The organism is Microbulbifer salipaludis (assembly GCF_017303155.1).
GTDB lineage: Bacteria > Pseudomonadota > Gammaproteobacteria > Pseudomonadales > Cellvibrionaceae > Microbulbifer > Microbulbifer salipaludis.
The window spans coordinates 964,725-982,462 of sequence record NZ_JAEKJR010000001.1 but is presented as its reverse complement, the minus strand read 5'-3'; the positions used below and the strand labels follow the sequence as shown (position 1 = coordinate 982,462).

Sequence of the window (17,738 nt, the reverse complement as noted above, 5' to 3'; positions counted from 1 at the left end):
AGCAATGGTTAAATCGGGGAACCCGGCGGCATGGGCTTCAGGTCAGCCTTGTCCACCTTCAGATGGCCATCCATAAAGGACCCGATGCGGTTGGCCTCGTAAAAATAATGCGCGTTGTAACCATGTGGGTCATCCCCAAACAGCTTCATTTCGCCGATCGCGTGCTGGAATTTTGCCAGCTCAAAACTGGCGCGAGCGCGGGCCGACTCCGCTGCTTTATTGTTGTTCGCGAGCACCATCAGCTGATGGATATACACATGGTTGACGCGCTGATGGATGGCCGCTTCCAGCCCGGTGTAGTCTTCACTGGCCAGCGCCTGCGCCGTCAGCTGTGCCAGCAGCGTATTGAAGCCGGGGCCCTCGCCACGCCGTGCCTGCTGCTGTTGCAGACGTGCGGCCCGCTCCGGGTGCAGCAGGATAGAGAACGTGTGGCCGGCGGCGGCCTCGGCCATGGCGATCGCGTCAAAGGCCACACCGGTGTAGGCAGGGAAACTCTCGATGGTGCGCGCGTAGCCGTAGGATTTGGGCGGCAGCAGGCTCAATACCTTTTCCGGTAATGTCAGAAATTCCGGCTTCAGGGTAGACGCCAGCGCGTCGATGGCCTGCTGCTGGCGGTCGCCCGCCACCATGGTGTAACTCTCAGCCCCGGCATCGTTGTACAGATAGTTGTAATCGAGGCCCCCGATCAGTTTGCCCACGGCTTCCGCCTGGTAACGATGCCCGTAATACACCGGCACCAGAGTTTCATCCAGGGAAGAGCGGGCCACATCCGGGCGATTGGCGGCGGTGGAGAAGTTTTCCAGTGCGTGGCGACGCAGCTGCGTCATACGCTGGAACTCCTCCAATACGTCGCCACCGTTATCCCACAGGTGGGACGCCGCGTGGGCGTTATTGATGGCCCGGGAATCCGGGTCGGAGATAAAGCGCAGTTGCTGCTTCTCGGCTTCGCTGAGTACGCTGGCGAGGTACTCCGCTTCATTACCATCGGCAATGCCATAGCCGTAGCGCACCGCCAGCTTGTCCCAGCTACCGATTCCGGTGGCGTAGGCCTCGCCCAGCTCTAGATCACGCCCGCTCAGGGTAACCAGGGGTGCCGGGTAATCCATCACAGAGGCACGGCCTTCCGCACTGGAAATAAAGTTGTGTGCGATCCCCAGGGTGTGCCCCACTTCATGGGCTGACAGCTGGCGAATGCGGGCAAGCGCCATAGCCTTCAGGTTTTCAACATCCGCATCTTTGCTGTCATAAGGCTGCAGCAGGCCCTGGGCGATGAGCAAGTCCTGACGTACGCGCAGGGAGCCGAGGGTAACATTCCCCTTGAGAATCTCACCGGTGCGTGGATCGTAAACAGAATAGCCATAGGACCAGCCGCGGGTAGAGCGGTGCACCCAGTTGATCACGTTGTAGCGCACATCCAGCGGGTCCGCATCTTCCGGCAGGATTTTCACCTGGAACGCATTTTCAAAACCGGCCGCTTCAAATGCCTGGTTCCACCAGCTGGCGCCTTCGATCAGTGCACTGCGCACGGGTTCCGGCACACCGGAATCCACGTAGTAAACGATGGGCTCCACCACTTCGTTACTGCCCGCTTTCTTCTCCAGGCGGTGACGGAAAATCAACCGCTGATCCATTGGCTGGTCGATTGCCGTTGCGTAGTCGCGGTACTGCAGCGGGAAGTAGCCGCTGCGACTGTGAAACTTGCGTGGCTGATAACCATCGTCTGGCAGAGCCACCAGCGAGATATGCTGGCGCAGGGTGACCAGTTCGGGCGTCGGCACCACTTCCTGCATGTAATTGCCGGGCTCGCTGCCGGCGAATGTCAGTTGCGCCTCAAACTCGGTGTTCTGGGGAAAACTCTTGGTACGCGGGAGATAGATCGCTGACTTGCCGGCGTCGATCTGGTAACTGCCCTGCTTGGCATCTTTCAGACGCTTCGCGATACCGTGCTGATCGCTCAGTAGGAACGGGGTAAAATCCACCAGCACGCCGCGCCCTTCCTCGGCAATTACCTCAAAGCCCCACAGCACAGAGGTGGCAAAGGCTTCCTCCACCGCGCGGCGCTCCGCCGGATTCTCTGATTGGGCGCGATAATCCAGATTGACCTGATGGATCAGAACCTTGTTGCCAACCCGCTCAAACTTGACCACACGGCTTTCACCGGCCTGGTTGCGGTCCAGACCCACCGGGTTTGAGCCCAGCCCCTGGGCGAGCCCGGTCACCAGCAGCAGCTCGCGGTCGAACTGGTCAACCTGCAACAGGATGCGCCCTTTGGATTCATCCCAGTAGAAGTCGAACAGCCCCTGCTGCTTCTGCATATTTGCGGTCAGGCTGCTGATGGTTTCAGCCTGTACACCGATGCTGAAGACCAGTGCTACCAGCGCGATTATTTTTTTGAACATTTCTCCCCCGGCTGTGCCTTACGGAATTTTATTTGGCTGAGTTTGTTAGATCAGGCGACGAAGATAACCAGACGCCGCACATCCGTAAACCTCCATGGTGTATTTCGGTCTACTGCGGAGCAAAAAAAGCGCTAAAGCGCTTCACCGATACCGCTCTCCACCACTTCGTCGCGACCACAGGATTCGCTTCAACGCATCCATTCATCTCAGGCGCTTATTGGCACAGTTAATGCTTTGAAAAGGTGTTCAATAAAGAACACCGGGAGAGCCAATGACCGTCGAGGAAGTATCACTTTTTATCCTGCTGCTCTGTGTCGCGGGCCTGATTGCCGGTATCACCGCAGGGCTGTTCGGCAATGGCGGTGGGTTTGTGGTAGTCCCCGCGCTGCTAGCGGTGTTTCCATTCCTGCACAGCGCGTCGGATGAAATGATGCGTGTGGCGGTGGGAACGTCTCTTGCGTCCATCGTGGTGTCGTCGGCGCGCTCGGTACAGGCCCACAACAAGCGGGGCGCAGTGGACTTCAAGGTACTGCGGGACTGGTCGGTGTGGATTGTGCTCGGCGTGGGCGGTGGGCTATATATCGCGTCGTTTACCGACAGCAAAAGCCTGGTGTACGTCTTCGCTACCGGTGTTCTGCTCTACTCCATTTACTTCCTGTTTCCCCACCTGTTCGACGGTTTCAAGGGTAAACTGGAGATGCCCACCGGGTTGGCGCGGGCGGGACTGGCGAGCTTTCTCGGCGGGTTTTCTTCACTGCTGGGTATTGGCGGTGGCACCATCACGGTGATGACCATGGTGCTGTGTAATCGGCCGGCGCATCAGGCCGTGGCGACCGCCTCCGGAATAGGCTTTCTAATCGGCCTGCCTGGCGCGATCGGATTCCTCATTATGGGGCTCAACGCACCGAATCTGCCCATGGGCTCGATCGGCTACATCAACCTCCCAGCGCTGGTTGCCATTTCCGTATTTTCCATTATCTCAGCACCCATCGGCGCGCGCTGGGCCCACAGCCTCAATGAACTACACCTGAAACGCTTGTTCGGGATCTACCTGATCGTGGTATCCCTGGCGATGTTTGCCAAGGCTTGATCCATTCCAACTGATGCTTGAAAAACACTCACACGGGGAGAATACAATAATGCAAAAATCGCTAAGCAGACGGATGTTTTTACATGGCTCCACAGCGGCCCTTTCAGCGGCCACTATGAGCGGGCTGGCCAGCAGCGCCGCCGCGAAAGAAATCGCTCGTCCTGCGCCGCTCTACGGCCCGCCACCTGGAGTGGCCAAACTGAACGCCAACGAAAACCCCTATGGCCCGAGCCCCAAGGCGCTCAAGGCCATGATGGAAGCCAGCCAGAAAGGCGCCTACTACGTCTACGACAGCGTCGCGCGTCTCAAATCCATGATCGCCGAACGCCACGGCCTCACACCCGATCACATTACCCTCGGCTCCGGCAGCAGTGCGGGACTGGCCGCAGCAGCGATTGCCGCCGCTCAAAAAGGGAGCATCCTGGGGCCCGATCTGTTCTGGGACACGACCTCGCGCGTAGTGGAAATCCAGGAAATTGGCGAAATCAAACGCTTGCCGAAACTCGAGTCCCTGGCGATCGATCTCGATGCCATGTACGCGGCCATCGACGGTTCCATTTCCATGGTGCAGGTCACCAACCCAAATAACCCGACCGGTATGCTGATCGACCCGATCGCCATGCGGAATTTCTGTATCAAGGCATCGAAGAAGTGCACCGTGCTGGCGGATGAGGCCTACAACGAACTCACCGACAACAGTGATGCAAACACCGTGGTGCCGCTGATCAAGCAAGGGCACGACATCATCGTTGCGCGGACCTTCTCCAAAATCTATGGCCTCGCCGGTATGCGCGTGGGCTACCTGATCGCGCAGCCGGAGAAAATCAAGGAAATGGAGCGCTATGGCCTTGGCTGGTATGGCCTGAACCAGGCCGGTCTTGCCGCCGCCATCGCCTGTTATGAAGACCAGCAGTTTATGGACTACTGCCGGATCAAGGTCAAAGAAGCACGGGACATGGTCAGTGCCGCAGTAAAAGAAAATGGGCTGACCGCGCTGCCGTCTGTCACCAACTTCATGTTTGTCAATCTCGGCGATCTCAATGCGGAGACCTTCCGCGCAGAGATGGAAAAAGAGAATGTCTTTATCCGTGGTATCTACCGCGATTACACCAACTGGTCCCGGGTCAGCATGGGCAAAATTGAAGACGTGCAGAAATACACGTCCGCACTGCCCAAGGTGCTGCACCGCATGACCTGAATCCGGTCACTACGATCCCATCACAGGCCAGCATTGCTGGCCTTTTTTGTGCTCGATCATTTTCACCGTATAGAAACTTTCACCGCATAAAAACCTTCACCACAAAAAATTGCACTGCATAAAAAATCCCCGCCGAAGCGGGGATTCAAGTTTTGCAGAAGACAACTGCAATTTAAAAGGTGTGATTCAGGCTCAGGTAGTAGAAGCTGCCCTGCCAGTCGACCACGGTGTCCGATGCGTAAACCGCTCCACAGCAATAATCACCCAGTTCATCTTTGTCCGGATACTGATCAAAGATATTGCGGCCACCAACACTGACATTGGTCGCTTCGGTCAGGTGATAACGGCCCTCCAGATCGACCATGACCAGGGGATCGTATTCCTGAACCAGGCCACTCTGGAAGTTCTCGTAGCTGCCATACCAGTTGGCGCGTGCCATCAACGATACCGGGCCAACATCGTGCATTGCGGTGATCGCACCACGCAGTTTTGGCTGGAAGTTTTCGAAATCGAACTCATCCTCTTCGTTCAGATACTCACTGGGGTCGGAGGCAAATTCGGACTTGTTGTAGTTAAACGATGCCGTCAGATTGGTGGTACTGGTGTCGGACCAGCTCACCGGATAGGTCGCCACCACATCCACACCCTGGGTACGGGTGTCGAACGCGTTGGTAAAGTAAAAGACCCCACCAATCGACTCGGCGCCAACCACACCGGCATCGACCAGCGCCAGGTAGTTGTCGTACGCGGCACCACTGCTGTTGTCTGCCGATACATCGAGGGTAGAAATGGCATAGGTGCGGTCATCCACATCGATGCGATAAAAATCCACGGTCATGGACAGCTTGTCGAAGTCGGCAGTGAAACCAAAGGTGAAGTTGGTGGACGTTTCCGGCTTCAAGGCCTCCGCGCCCAGGGCCTGTGCCACGGAGCTACTGGCCGGGAACAGGCCGGTCGCTACTGGAAAACCATTGGGCAGACGGGTAGACACGTTTGTGGTGCCTTGCTGGCCCGGTGTTGGTGCACGGAAGCCCGTGCCCACGGATGACCGCAGACCGATATTCTCGGTCAGGTCGTACTGCATGGCCAGCTTGCCAACCAGCTCCGAATCAAAATCGGAATAGTCCTCAAAGCGGACCGCCGCCTGTACAAACAACCGCTCGCTGACATCCGAGCTGAGGTCGCCGTAAACCGCATAAGAGTCCCGCGTGTAGCTACCGGAATATTCCGGAGAGTAACCGGGGAAACCGTTGGAACCAACGCCAACCACCCGATACACGGGGTCGCTCGCATCCGCACAGTCCAGCGTGGAGCCGCCATCGATTACCGCCTGGCCGGCGGTCGTGGGCATATCGCCATCACAGAAACCCCACGGATCGCGGGTGGCGTATGGGCCGGCGGTATACGAGGCCTCATCACCGCCGGTGAGCTCATAGGATTCATCCATGTAACTCAAACCGAATGCGGCCAGTACCGGCGCACTCAAACCCAGGTCCATCTCTTTGGAAAAGTCCGCCTGCAACTGAATCTCTTCGTTGGCCAGCGTGCCCGGCTTGAAGGCTGTGGGGCTGTCCGGCCCCATCGAGGGGTTGATGGTGTTACGCAAGGTGTAGGCCACTTCGCTGTTGCCGTAGCGCGCACTGAAGTCATACAGCAGGCCAGAGAGCATCTCGCCCTTGAAGCCACTGACCAGCGAGTAATCGGTCACTTCACCGGAGAAGCGCGGGGTAAATCCACCAGGGAATTTTTCCAGCGGGCTGTAGATAGAGCCATCCGACTCGCGCAGATCCTCGATGGTGCCATTACCGGGGTAGCGATAGTAGAAGCTGCCGTCTGCCTCGCTCTCGGAATAGTTACCAAATGCGTACAGCTCTTTACCGTCTCCCAGATCGTAGCCAGCATTGAAGAAGATGCGCGCCGCTTCGGAGTTGGGTTGCCCCCAGGGCTGTACCACATCACCTTCCAGTGAGGCACTTTTTGCGGCCTCGATAAAGGCCGGGTCCTGCTCTTCGAGACAAAACCAGCTTTCGCAATACTGCTCACTGCGCGAGGTAAAATCTGCCTTGGCGACTTCACCGGAAATGCTCAGGAACCCGTCTGAGCCCAGAGGCAGCCCTGCATTAGCGGTGGCGGTGGTCTGGAAGCCATCGCCTTCACTGTATTCACCGCTCTTGATGCTGAACAAACCACCCTCTGCATTATCTTTCAAAATAAAGTTGATCACCCCGGCGATGGCGTCCGAGCCATACTGTGCGGCCGCGCCGTCGCGCAGCACTTCCACAGACTTGAGCGCCGAACTCGGGATGGTGGCGATATCCGGTCCCTGGGTACCCGAACCGCCAATCTGTACCAGCGCGGCACGGTGGCGACGCTTGGAATTGACCAGTACCAGGGTTTTGTCGGTAGGCATGCCCCGCAACTGCGCTGGACGAATAAAGGTACCGCCATCGCTGATCGGCTGCCTGGTGACGTTATAGGAAGGCACTAGGGTCTTCAGGACGTCGTTGGTGTCCGTATAGGAAACCGATTGCAGCGCCTCACTTCCGAATACATCTACCGGCACCGGAGAATCAGACACCGAGCGCGGCTTGCCCCGCACCCCGGTTACCGCAACCTCCTCAATTTCTTCCGCCACCACCGGTGCTGCCGGCACCAATGCAAAACCGGCGGCAACCGCCATCACAGCACAACTCAGAGCTTTACGCTTCATAGGTTTTCCCCACTCGTTTTTGAACCATCGTCAGAACCATCACTTTCTTCAGGCAAAAGCTGCCCGTATTGCGCAACCCAAGGGATTCGCAACGTAATTCGCTGTTGTACATCGGATAAATATTGGTGCAGAGAAACTGCGACTGCCGTTACCAGGGAAAGAGCAATAAGCGTGCCAGTTAGGGCGGGACAAAAAATTGACGATATTTTTTTCGCGTCAGTGCATCCGGCCGGTGCGCTGAAGACGTCACAGTGCCATCAACCGGAATTTCTGTAGAACGTACTATGAAAAATGCCCTGATTTTCTTGTCTGTCGCGGCCCTCAGCGCTCCACTAGCCACCACTGCGGGAGAGATCAGTCTGATGCACGACACCGACCAGCAATGCTCCATGCGCCTGCACCACAGCACCCGAGTGAGTGCGGAGTTCTTTGAGGTCATACACGACGATAGCCAGCAAATACTGCGTTATGTGGCGGACAAGCCGCAGCAGCTGGATATAAATGGGCAGGTAATTACGCTGGACACGAAGCAACAGAATCAACTGGAGGCTTACCACGCGGGACTTCTGCAGACCGGCAAGGATATTACCAACATCACCATCGATGCGGTGGATATCGCCATGGAAGGTGTGGGTATTGCCTTAACGGCACTGGCTGGAGCCGACCACCCAGATTCTGTGGAGTTTCAGCATGCCGCCAGCCAGGTGCGCTACACAACGCGCGACCGGCTGCGCAACGAAAACGGCATCTATGTTCTGGGCGATAACTGGGATGTGGCTGCCGGAGAAAACATCGAAAATACGATCGAGCAGATTATTGAGAGCGAACTGGAGCCGCGCATTGAAAAGATTGCCTTGCAGTCTGCAGGCACCCTCACCTGGCATGCACTGAAGGCCGTATTTACCGGTGGCGCGAGCATTGCGCGCGATGCAGAAGCCGCCGCAGAGGCCGCTGAAGCCGTCGTTCAGGAGCGGGCCCGCCTGCTGGAATCCCGTGCGGAAAACCTGTGCCACAACCTCAGGGTCATGGACACCATAGAAACAGACTTGCAGGGAACCATTCCGACCATCGCGACATTTGAAGTGATCGAGCAGAACTGACGCCGGCGACTAATTCAACCTGATTACTCTACCTGGAGCACCCAATTTCTCCCCCCAAACCCAAGGAGAAAGACCCCCCAAGTGTTAGGCCGCATTAGCGGCCTTTTTTTGGACCATTTATCTACCGGTGATTATCCCTTTTTGGCAACGCCCAGTTCACCCAGGGTTTTCGCCATATCTTCCGCACTGGTGGCCGGCTTGATGTCGCGGTCGATTTTCAACACATTCCCATCCTTGCCGATATAGATAGTCACGCGTTTGGCCATGTTCAGCACCGGCATTTTCACACCATAGGCTTCCGCCACTTCGCCGCTGGGATCGCTCAGTAGCGGAAAGTCCGCTTTCATCTCCTCGGCAAACTTGGTGTTGTCCTCCAGTTCGTCGGTACTGGCCATGAAGTAAGCCACGTCGTATTCACGAATCAGGTGGCCATTCTCCGCGAGGGATTTGCACTCGATGGTGCACCCCTTGGTAAACGCCTTGGGATACCAGGCAATGGCTACCGCCTGCTTGCCCTTGAAATCGGACAATGTGTAGGTTTTTCCATCCGACCCCGGCAAAGAAAATTCCGGAGCGGGGCTTCCTACCTCGAGTGCCAATGCCGGAATAGTGATTGCCATCGACACCATCCAAAGAAACAGTTTTCTCACTTTTTTCTCCCAATCCAAGGTTAATTCCAACGGGACAAACAGCCCGCTTTCATGACTCATTATCCATCGTCAGTTTCAGGCTTTTCAGCGCTGGCTTCAATGGCAGCAGGCCCATAAAATGCTGCCTTTTTGCGCGCTCCGGCACAGGGAAACAGTACCAGGCAGTCACAATTCTGCTGCGCAGGGACAAACACAATAATCGAACACCGTAACCCCTGTTATGCCAGCTCTCTTCACATATCCGTATCGTGCCCTGCGCATCCTCTTTGTGTTCAGCCTGCTGATGGCGCTTACCGCCTGCGGTGGCGGCGGAGGAACGGAGGCATCGGATGACACAGAACTGAACCCGACGCCTCCTTCTTACGCGCCGGGCGACAGTTCGGATTCCTCCGGCAGCACACCCTCCACCTCCGACGGGGATTCAACCCAACAAAGCCCGGAGAGCGAAGATGTCGCGGCCGGAAACTACGCCACACTGGAGCGCTGCCTTCCCTTCGCCGGCAATAGTGAGGCCCCCCTCAAGGTGCTGTTTGCCAACCTCGACGGGGCACCGTACTTCGACCAGATTGTGCAGGATGCCGTGGAAAACCAGTTTCAGGGGCTGCCACCATTTTCCGAGTATTCGGGGCAGTTTGCCTTTTATCAGATTGATCTGCAGGGCTTTGCCTCCCTGGGCTGTAGCCGTAATTCCGGGGGCGGGTTTTACTGCGACATCGATCAGATACATTCAGCCATTCTGCAGCAATGCGGCAGTAATGATATCCACGGTGTAATGAAGGTGGTCATCGCGGAAGGGGATTACGGCGCTAGCGGGGGCGAGATTATCTATGTAGCCAGCGACCGCGACTGGCAGGACAGTGGCACCGCCCTGCATCAGCTGCGCAACATTGTCATCCACGAGGTAGGCCATAACTTCGGACTCGCGGACCTGTACGATGGCGGGGTCAACGCCGATGGCACGGCGGTCACCGGCTGGCCCAGTGAACTGTCCCGTGCGTGGGCCAATCTGGACGGGCCCGGCTGCGCCAAATGGTGTAACAGCTTCAAACCCGCTTCCGAGTACACCCAGTCCGCCAATGCAACCTGCCCAACCCTTACCGACAAGGCGAGCTGCACCAGCTTCAATCGTTCCGCGGAAGGCGAATGTGAAACCGACGACGAAGGCAATTACACCTGCTGCGGTTGGTCGGAAGACACCGAAGACGACTACTTTGGCGGGCAGTGCACCCCAGCATGGGGCACCGAGGACATCGGCCAGGACTGCCTGCAGGGCACAGGATGCTTCTATGGCGGGGCCTACGGCAACAACTCTTGGCGCCCGGCGAAATCCTGGAGCGACAGCATCATGTACGGTGCCGGACACTCACAGGCATTCGACGCAGCCTCGGAGCGCGCGCTGCGCGAAACCATCCGCTGCTGTGCCACCTCCGATGATGCGACCAGCTCCTGTGCCAGCTTTCGCGCGGACTATCTGACCTTCCTGCAGGACTCACAGCCTTACAAAAATCGCGTAGGCTCCTGTGGCATAAGCAGCTAACCCGCGCGTGTTTTCGGTAGGCTCAGGGGCCCGCCTCTTCTTCGACCAGAGCCCCCTGAGCCGCGACTTCGACGCCGACTTCGGAGACCACCTTCTGGCCAATCAGCGCCAGCAATGCCGGGATTTCGCGGATCAGTGCACGGTCTTTTTCCCGGTCGGATTCGGTTAGCGCACCCCACGGCTTCAGGTCCGGGTGAAGAAAGCGTACATCGTCACGCACGGCACCGTAGCGGTACCCCGCCAAACGCTTATCGGCACACCAGCGCTGGTGTTCCACCTTTGCCAGAACTTCCATAAGCTCACTATTCGGGGGAAAGCTTGCCCGCGGCAATGGTGCCTGCACCTGCGCCCGGCGGCAGAGCGCAATGCGCAACTTCACATCCAGATGTGCGGCGGCACGCTGATTGGCCACTTTCTTGTACAGCGGCAGGTAGCGCCAGGTCACCACGGAGGGGTTATCCGCTCTACTGGTACCCGCGTCGATTTGCCCCTGCAAATAGCGCTCATGAATGGCTACCGCCAGCTGATCCAGGCGATCGTTCACCACCACATCAATCGTGATGGTCTCATCCAGGGTCTCAAAATATTCTATCGGGACGGCAGCGCCGAGGCCCGTTTTATCCATCTCAATCGGCAGAAAATCGTCATCAACCACTTCGGAAATCCACGACTGCTGATTGAGGCAGACGACAAAGTGTATCGGCGCTACGCCCATGGTGTTCCGCATACGGTTCAGGCGCCGCGCGGCAAGGATGCCGTCAACATCGTGTTCCAGAGCGGTATAGCACAGCTGGAATCGCTGCTGTTCAAGCATCGCTTTCCAGCTTTGCGGGTCGAGGGTCTGCGGATCGACAAAGCGGAACGTCAGATCAAGCACTTCGTCGATATGCGTGTAGCGCTGCCGAAAACGATCCACAGCACGGCGACATTGATCGTCGCACAGCACGGTCGCCGACGGCTTGCGAAAGTCGGCGTAGTGCGCGGTCAGGGCGTACTGTATCAACAGCGCTTGAGACAGAGGCCCGAAGCCAAGGAACAGTACATGCATCGGCTCGTCCTGATCGGAAGCTGGCCGGTAATAGAGGTCGGGCGCGCACTTATCCATGATATTGCGCGCAACGGAAACATTCCGATTGAATATGCGCAATTCAAGACGATCATCAATCAGATTAAAGAAGGAGTGGTCTTGAAAGATTTCAGCCACTTCACCGGTATCCACCTGAATATGGCAACGAAGTCGCGGGCGATCCGCAGCAACATGGCCCGTCGATTCGGCACTCGATGACTTTGTTCGCACGACCCGGTGAATCGCCTTCGCCACCGCAACATTTTTTTCATCATCACCAGAGAAAACGAACACTTCGCTGGCGGATGCCACACGCGCCCGCGCCAGTGTCGCACCGTCCAGTGCATCGCCCATCAGGGCAATAGCACCCATGATGTTCAGCTTGGCGACCAGTGGATTCATAGGGCGATCATCAATAAGCACAACGCGCTTTTTTGAGCACTGTAGATATTGCAACGCAAGGCGATAGCCGGTCTCGCCGATGCCGCACACCACAACAAAACGCCGATAACGAAAGCGCAGCAGAAATAGCGAAATGTGCTCGCCTGCGCGCAGCCACAGAGTCTTCACAGCGGTATAGATAAGCAGAAAAGGGGCAAGGATACGAACCACTTGCAGGATGAACGGCCACTCCTGCGTCACATCGGGTCCGTTAAAAATAAATAGCTTGATTGCACTATAGACCGCATCCCACTGCAAAGCAGAATCGTCACTGCCGGCCCGCGGGAGAACCTGCAAATATCCCCAATAGCCGGCAAAAAATAACCCCGCGATCATGCCGGCAATAAATAGAGCCTCGTTCCTTTTGAACCAGCCCCAGTAGGCGTAAAGCGACTGCCGCAATTTTTCTTCCAAAGCTAATCCACCCTGACAGTGTCATTCGATCGGGGCCCGGGCAGCGTGACACCGGCTCGCAACCTATGTCACGCGGCCCAAACGCGGGCGATCAGGCCATGGTATTGTTTTTGATCATTGGATCCAGAATTACCGCCGCATTGTCCTTGTAAATCGTGAGTGTGTACTGCCAGTCACTGCCATCATCATTCTTGTCGATCACCACCAGGGTACGTGAACTGTCCTTCACCTTTGCCACAGAAAGTTCAGGATCATCAGAGTCGCCGAGTTCACAGGCAAAGTTTCCGACTTCCCCGGTCTCGACTTTGGATGCAGAAAACGAGGTCTGCTGATTGAATTTATAACCATCATAGACACCAGACTGCAGGCGAAACGCGATTTTTACCGCCGCACCTTTGGGCTTAGTAATTGAGATGGTGCCGTCTCCATTGATCGAAGCGGAATGATGCTTCTCGTGGGGGTCTTCCACAAAGACCACATCACACCCATCGTTCCCATCAGGTGCGCTGCAGATGTTTATACGAAACTTGTTATCGATACTCATGAATCTCTCCTTGATACATCTTACTAGTTAACGCGATAGGAAAATTACCGCGTGTTTTGCAGGCCAAAACAGCGCCTGACTACCGACATCAGTGGATCCGTATCAGTCAAGCTGGTACTGAGCAGCGGGTCCAGATGAGATTCATTGCAATGCACCGCATACTTCAATTGATTTGCGCTGGCGCCGAGAACATTTTTGCTGTTGCGCACATGCTGTTGGCGCTCTGGCTCCGCCAGCGCGGGGTCAAGCGCTAAAATCAAGTCTGCGAGCATGGCCAGATGTTGGATTTTTTTTTGCTGACCGGGTGCACTTTTTTCTGACGCCCAACGTCCAAAAGCCTGTGCAGCAGAAAGCAGCTCCAGCGAGCCTTTCGGCGCGCTCATTTTGAGATGCAGCCCCAGCTCAGCGGTCCAGCGTAAAATCTGTGCATCCAGGTTTTCTGGCCGCTCGGCGGCGAGCTTGCGAACATCGATCAGTAAGGATTCGGGCCCCGCGCTTTTACCATACCCGCTCAATGCTGCAGTGAGGTAAAACTGATAAGCCCGCAACCGGTAATCCAGATTCTGGGGGTCCTGGCGAATCAGTTTTTCTGCGGTTTCCTTACCAGAATGAATGATTGCCTGAAGGCGTGTATGATTCCCAGTAATCTGGAAGAGGCGGGTTAATTCATGCTCGGCGGTCATCGTATAGTCGGTGAGGTTGGCCCGGTCCGGCTCTTCCTCTCGCCATTGTTCAATCAGGTTAAGCTGGTGCAGCCGCGCTGCGATCGCCGCATCAAAGTCTCCACGCATGAAATTTACCGAAGCTATCCAGGCCGTGTTGTTGATCAGCGCTTCCCGGTTCTCTGCATTGGGCGGCAGTGCTTGCAGAATGCCCCCAGCCTCCTCAAACAATGCCAGGCTTTCCGCATACTGTTGATCCGCATACTTGAGTACCGCCTGGGTATTCAGCGCGTAAAACAGCTCGGTTTGCGAGCGGCTCTTTTTCGGCTCCAGTTCAACCAATCGGCGCGAGAGGCGCAGATACTGATCGAACCAGTATTGTGCGCGCTGGTATTCCCCACGCTGATAATCCGGATAGCCGACCCAGAAAGTGCTCTGCGCATGATCAAAGACGCGCTGTGCATTGTCTGGTTCCCGCGCCAGCAGCTCCTCGGTGGTCTGCGCGGCGTGTGAAAAGAGCGCAATCGCTGCATCCGTATCGCCGGCCAAGTCACGAATTTCGCCCAGTAGATGCATGGCGGAGGCCTGCCTACCCAGTGCATCGGCATTCAACACCGTCGTTTTTTGCTGAGAGTAAAAGTCGAGCACTTTCTCTCCAACAAGATCCAGCGCATCCAGCCGCCCGATGGGCTCCAGCCGCTGACGCAAGTCGGTCAGCATGAAGTTGACCAGGTCTTCCGCTGCCAGCCGGCGCTCTTCCGCCACATTGCGCGCAGAAATGGCCAGGTAACTCAGGCCGGCGAAAATGGTCACCGCAACCAGCGCGGTGGCAGAGATCAGCTGCTGCACTCGCATACGGCGCTGATGGTCGCGGCGCACCAACTCATCCAGGCCAAGATCCAGAATGGATGCGAGAATTTTTAGCAGCGCCATGCGGGGGCCGTCGCCCTTTGCGCGCATATCGGAGGCAAGGGGCTCCGCGGCGTGGTCGGACAGCGAGCCATCTGGATTCAGCTGGAAGCGCAGGGCTGGGGGCAGACATTCCTTTTCGGGGCGTCCCGCGAACGAGGCAAATGGTTCACCATCGGCGATCAGTGCAAGCACCCTGTCGGGCGCGCGCATCCGGATAAACTGCTGTATCTCTTCATTTACCCAGCGTGATTTGGCGGCCGCCGGTGAACAAATAACAATGAGGTAGTCGCTCGCGGCAAGTCGGCCCTGCAATTCCTCGGAAAGATCGGGGGCCAATGAAAGATCGGTTCGGTCGCGAAAAACCTTTCCGATCCGGGGTTTCAGCACCCCAGCGGCGGTTTGCCGCCCTACCAAGTGTTTGGGCAGGCGATAGGATTCCAACGCACGCTGTAGCCATTTGGCCGCCTGCTCGTTGGTATGACTGTAACTAATGAAGGCCCGGTAACGCTGGGAGTTATTGTTGTTGCTCATGACAGAGCCTGTAACCCGGCGATGGAATAGCCGTCGAGATTATGTGAAAAGCCGGCCGAAAACCATACATTTGTACCAACTGCGGCACGATTGGCGGGCAATTAGCTTATTTGACTTGTGCCGTGCATGGGTACGTGGATCCTTTGGCAAAACCTGCGAGGTCTGCACCGTTTCCGGTGCAGGCCTCTCTCACTCCATTACAGCGCAGACGATAAATTCGGAGCAGGTGTCACGGGCCTGCCGTGAATATGATCGCGCGCTCATTGCCGATTACTGGCACAGGCCTATGCTAGCGGCGGTGTCGTGGCTCAGTCCACCGCTCAGGTCTGTCACGCAGAAGCTCACCGACACATTGCCGCCGGCGCTCGCTGCACTGGTCACCACGGCTATACCATTGCTGTCCGTAGTTCCACTGGCACCACTCTCGCTGATGCTGCCATTGAAGTTACCGGTCACGGAAACCCCGGGCACACCACGCCCGAGATCATCGAGCACGGTTACGGTGGCGGTAGCATACTTCTGTCCACGGCCGGCAGACGCGGTACCGGTCACTACACTGGAGACGTACATAGTGGTCGCTTCCCCAGCATCACTTGCGATCACTTCAAAGCTGGCCTGGTCACTGGCTCCCTGATCGTCGGTAACGGTGAGTGTCGCGGTATAGGTGCCCGCGACAGCGTAGGTATGAGTGACGGTTACTCCGGAGCCGCTCTCGCCATCACCGAAATCCCATTGATAGCCGGCAATGGTGCCATCGCTGTCGGCGCTGGCGCTGGCATCAAAGCTGCACTCCAGTCCACTACAGCCATGGGTCGCACTGGCCATCGGCGCTTGGTTGCCAACGTTGTCGACGCCATAGATGTTGAAGTTGTCCCAGTAGTAGGTGTCACCATTGAGTGTGTTGGGGTCGAACAGAATTACCAGGCTGTCCACCGCGGTCGATGGGGTGCCGCCGTCGATCCGGTCATCCAGCTCGAATTTAAGCCGCTGCCAATCGCTGCCCTCACCCACATGTGCCGCGTACTTGGAGTGGCGCCCGGTGGGATAATTGCTGGCAGTGGCACTGGAGCTGTCCTCCATCTGCACCAGGATCTGCGTGCCCGGTGCGGCGGTGGTGAATACATCCATATAGAACGCCTTGTCACCTGACAGGAACGGATCCGCGTCTGGAACAGCGCTGGTGCCGGCGATGATCACGTCGTACTGCGCAGCGGCAGAGCGCGTGTACATGGCCACAGTGGATGAGCCATTGGTGGTATCCGCTTGCGGATTGACTGCGTCCTGCACAAGGGTGCCATCAAAGGTGTTGTAGGCCAGGGTGCGGTTGGACTCGAAGTCATCCAGCACGGTTTCCTGCACCAGCTTGGGCCCCACATGGACCGGCAGACTGAGATTGCGACTGCCACAGCTGTCGCTGACACTGACATTCACGTCGCCGCCAGCGCTGCCCCACTGCACGGTGACGGTATCGCTGTTGCCACCCGACAGTAGTGTTGCATCGGCCGGAATGCTCCAGCTGTAGCTGGCGTTGCCGCCAATGGCGCCGGCGACCGAGTAGCTGGTGGTTTCACCGTTATCCACGATGCGATCACCCGTGATACTGGGCTGACCGTGATCGTAGACCCGCACATAGTCGACCTGCATGGTCTGCGGGAGCATGGAGTCATCCACCACCCCGCCGAGATTACCGCCTACTGCCAGGTTCAACAGAAAGTGGTAGCGGTGATCTTCAAACGTCCAGTAGGAGGCATCAGTCAGGTCATTGGGGGTCAGGGTGGCGTAAAGCTGGTCATCCACATACCAGCGCATCTCGTTGGGCTCCCACTCCAGTGCATACACATGGAAGCCCGCCGACCAGGGCTCGGGCTGGATTAACAGTCGATTACCGGTAAAGGAGTTGTTGGGATACAGCTCGCCGTAATGCAGTGTGCCGAATACATACTCGTCCGATTGCCCGACAGACTCCAGGATGTCGATCTCACCGCTGATCGGCCAGGCTTCGGCGGGATCGGTGGGCAGCATCCAGAACGCCGACCACATGCCGGTGCCGTCCGGTACCTTGACCCGGGCTTCGAAGCGCCCATTGGTCCACTCGCCACCATTCGGCATATTGGCGGTGCGCAGGCGTGCCGACGTGTAAGCCTTGCTCTGTACCCGCTCCTTGCGTGCAGTAATGGTGAGCATGCCGTTGGCCACGGTGGCATTCTCGGCCTTGTAGTACTGGAGCTCGCTATTGCCCCAGCCACAGATACCGTAACTACAACCATCGCCAATCATGGGCTCCCACTTTGAGGTGTCCAAAGTGGTACCGTCGAAATTGTCTTCCCACACCGGCGTCGGCGACTGGCACTGCTGGCCGAAAGCCGGCAGTGCGGCCGTCAGGCCGACGGTGAGAAGCAACTTTTTATAGCTATTGTTATTTTGCATTGTTTTTTTCCCTCATTATTTTCACGCGCGCTATCACGCGTCTCTCCAATCTATCAA

General features: G+C 57.0%; 11 protein-coding genes. 4 read left to right on the top strand and 7 right to left on the bottom strand.

Annotated elements, in window-relative coordinates; genetic code table 11:
• Positions 1-8: 8 nt before the first annotated feature.
• Entirely contained in the window at positions 9-2,399 is a 2,391-nt protein-coding gene (locus tag JF535_RS04055; RefSeq protein WP_206999367.1) for a zinc-dependent metalloprotease, read from the bottom strand.
• A gap of 271 nt (positions 2,400-2,670) precedes the next feature.
• Between JF535_RS04055 and JF535_RS04050 the strand changes: the two genes are divergently transcribed.
• Complete coding sequence (locus JF535_RS04050) at positions 2,671-3,489, top strand: sulfite exporter TauE/SafE family protein (protein ID WP_206999365.1); 819 nt, start codon at positions 2,671-2,673, stop codon at positions 3,487-3,489.
• A 115-nt stretch (positions 3,490-3,604) separates the two neighbouring features.
• Positions 3,605-4,687: a pyridoxal phosphate-dependent aminotransferase gene (locus tag JF535_RS04045; RefSeq protein WP_242523580.1), complete on the top strand. Its 1,083-nt coding sequence runs from the start codon at positions 3,605-3,607 to the stop codon at positions 4,685-4,687.
• Positions 4,688-4,859: 172 nt separating this feature from the next.
• On the opposite strand, the gene JF535_RS04040 is transcribed toward JF535_RS04045, so the two are convergent.
• A complete protein-coding gene (locus tag JF535_RS04040; RefSeq protein WP_242523579.1) occupies positions 4,860-7,397 on the bottom strand; it encodes a TonB-dependent receptor plug domain-containing protein in 2,538 nt (845 codons plus the stop codon).
• Between the two features lie 284 nt (positions 7,398-7,681).
• Here JF535_RS04040 and JF535_RS04035 point away from each other — a divergent pair, with 284 nt between their 5' ends.
• Positions 7,682-8,497 (top strand): DUF2884 family protein, encoded by an 816-nt coding sequence (locus JF535_RS04035; RefSeq protein WP_206999361.1) that lies wholly within the window; start codon positions 7,682-7,684, stop codon positions 8,495-8,497.
• A 131-nt stretch (positions 8,498-8,628) separates the two neighbouring features.
• Here JF535_RS04035 and JF535_RS04030 read toward each other — a convergent pair whose 3' ends face one another.
• On the bottom strand, positions 8,629-9,147 hold the full coding sequence (locus JF535_RS04030) for a peroxiredoxin (protein WP_227718110.1): 519 nt from the start codon (positions 9,145-9,147) through the stop codon (positions 8,629-8,631).
• A gap of 220 nt (positions 9,148-9,367) precedes the next feature.
• Between JF535_RS04030 and JF535_RS04025 the strand changes: the two genes are divergently transcribed.
• Entirely contained in the window at positions 9,368-10,684 is a 1,317-nt protein-coding gene (locus JF535_RS04025) for a hypothetical protein (RefSeq protein WP_206999358.1), read from the top strand.
• A 22-nt stretch (positions 10,685-10,706) separates the two neighbouring features.
• Here the strand turns inward: JF535_RS04025 and JF535_RS04020 are convergent, their stop codons facing one another.
• From JF535_RS04020 to JF535_RS04005, 4 genes are all read right to left on the bottom strand, one after another.
• On the bottom strand, positions 10,707-12,605 hold the full coding sequence (locus tag JF535_RS04020; RefSeq protein ID WP_206999356.1) for an NAD-binding protein: 1,899 nt from the start codon (positions 12,603-12,605) through the stop codon (positions 10,707-10,709).
• 91 nt (positions 12,606-12,696) lie between these two features.
• Positions 12,697-13,149, bottom strand: coding sequence for a hypothetical protein (locus JF535_RS04015; protein WP_206999354.1), 453 nt, complete (start codon positions 13,147-13,149; stop codon positions 12,697-12,699).
• Between the two features lie 44 nt (positions 13,150-13,193).
• Positions 13,194-15,254 (bottom strand): toll/interleukin-1 receptor domain-containing protein, encoded by a 2,061-nt coding sequence (locus JF535_RS04010; protein WP_206999352.1) that lies wholly within the window; start codon positions 15,252-15,254, stop codon positions 13,194-13,196.
• 270 nt (positions 15,255-15,524) lie between these two features.
• On the bottom strand, positions 15,525-17,681 hold the full coding sequence (locus JF535_RS04005; protein WP_206999350.1) for a PKD domain-containing protein: 2,157 nt from the start codon (positions 17,679-17,681) through the stop codon (positions 15,525-15,527).
• Positions 17,682-17,738 lie beyond the last annotated feature (57 nt).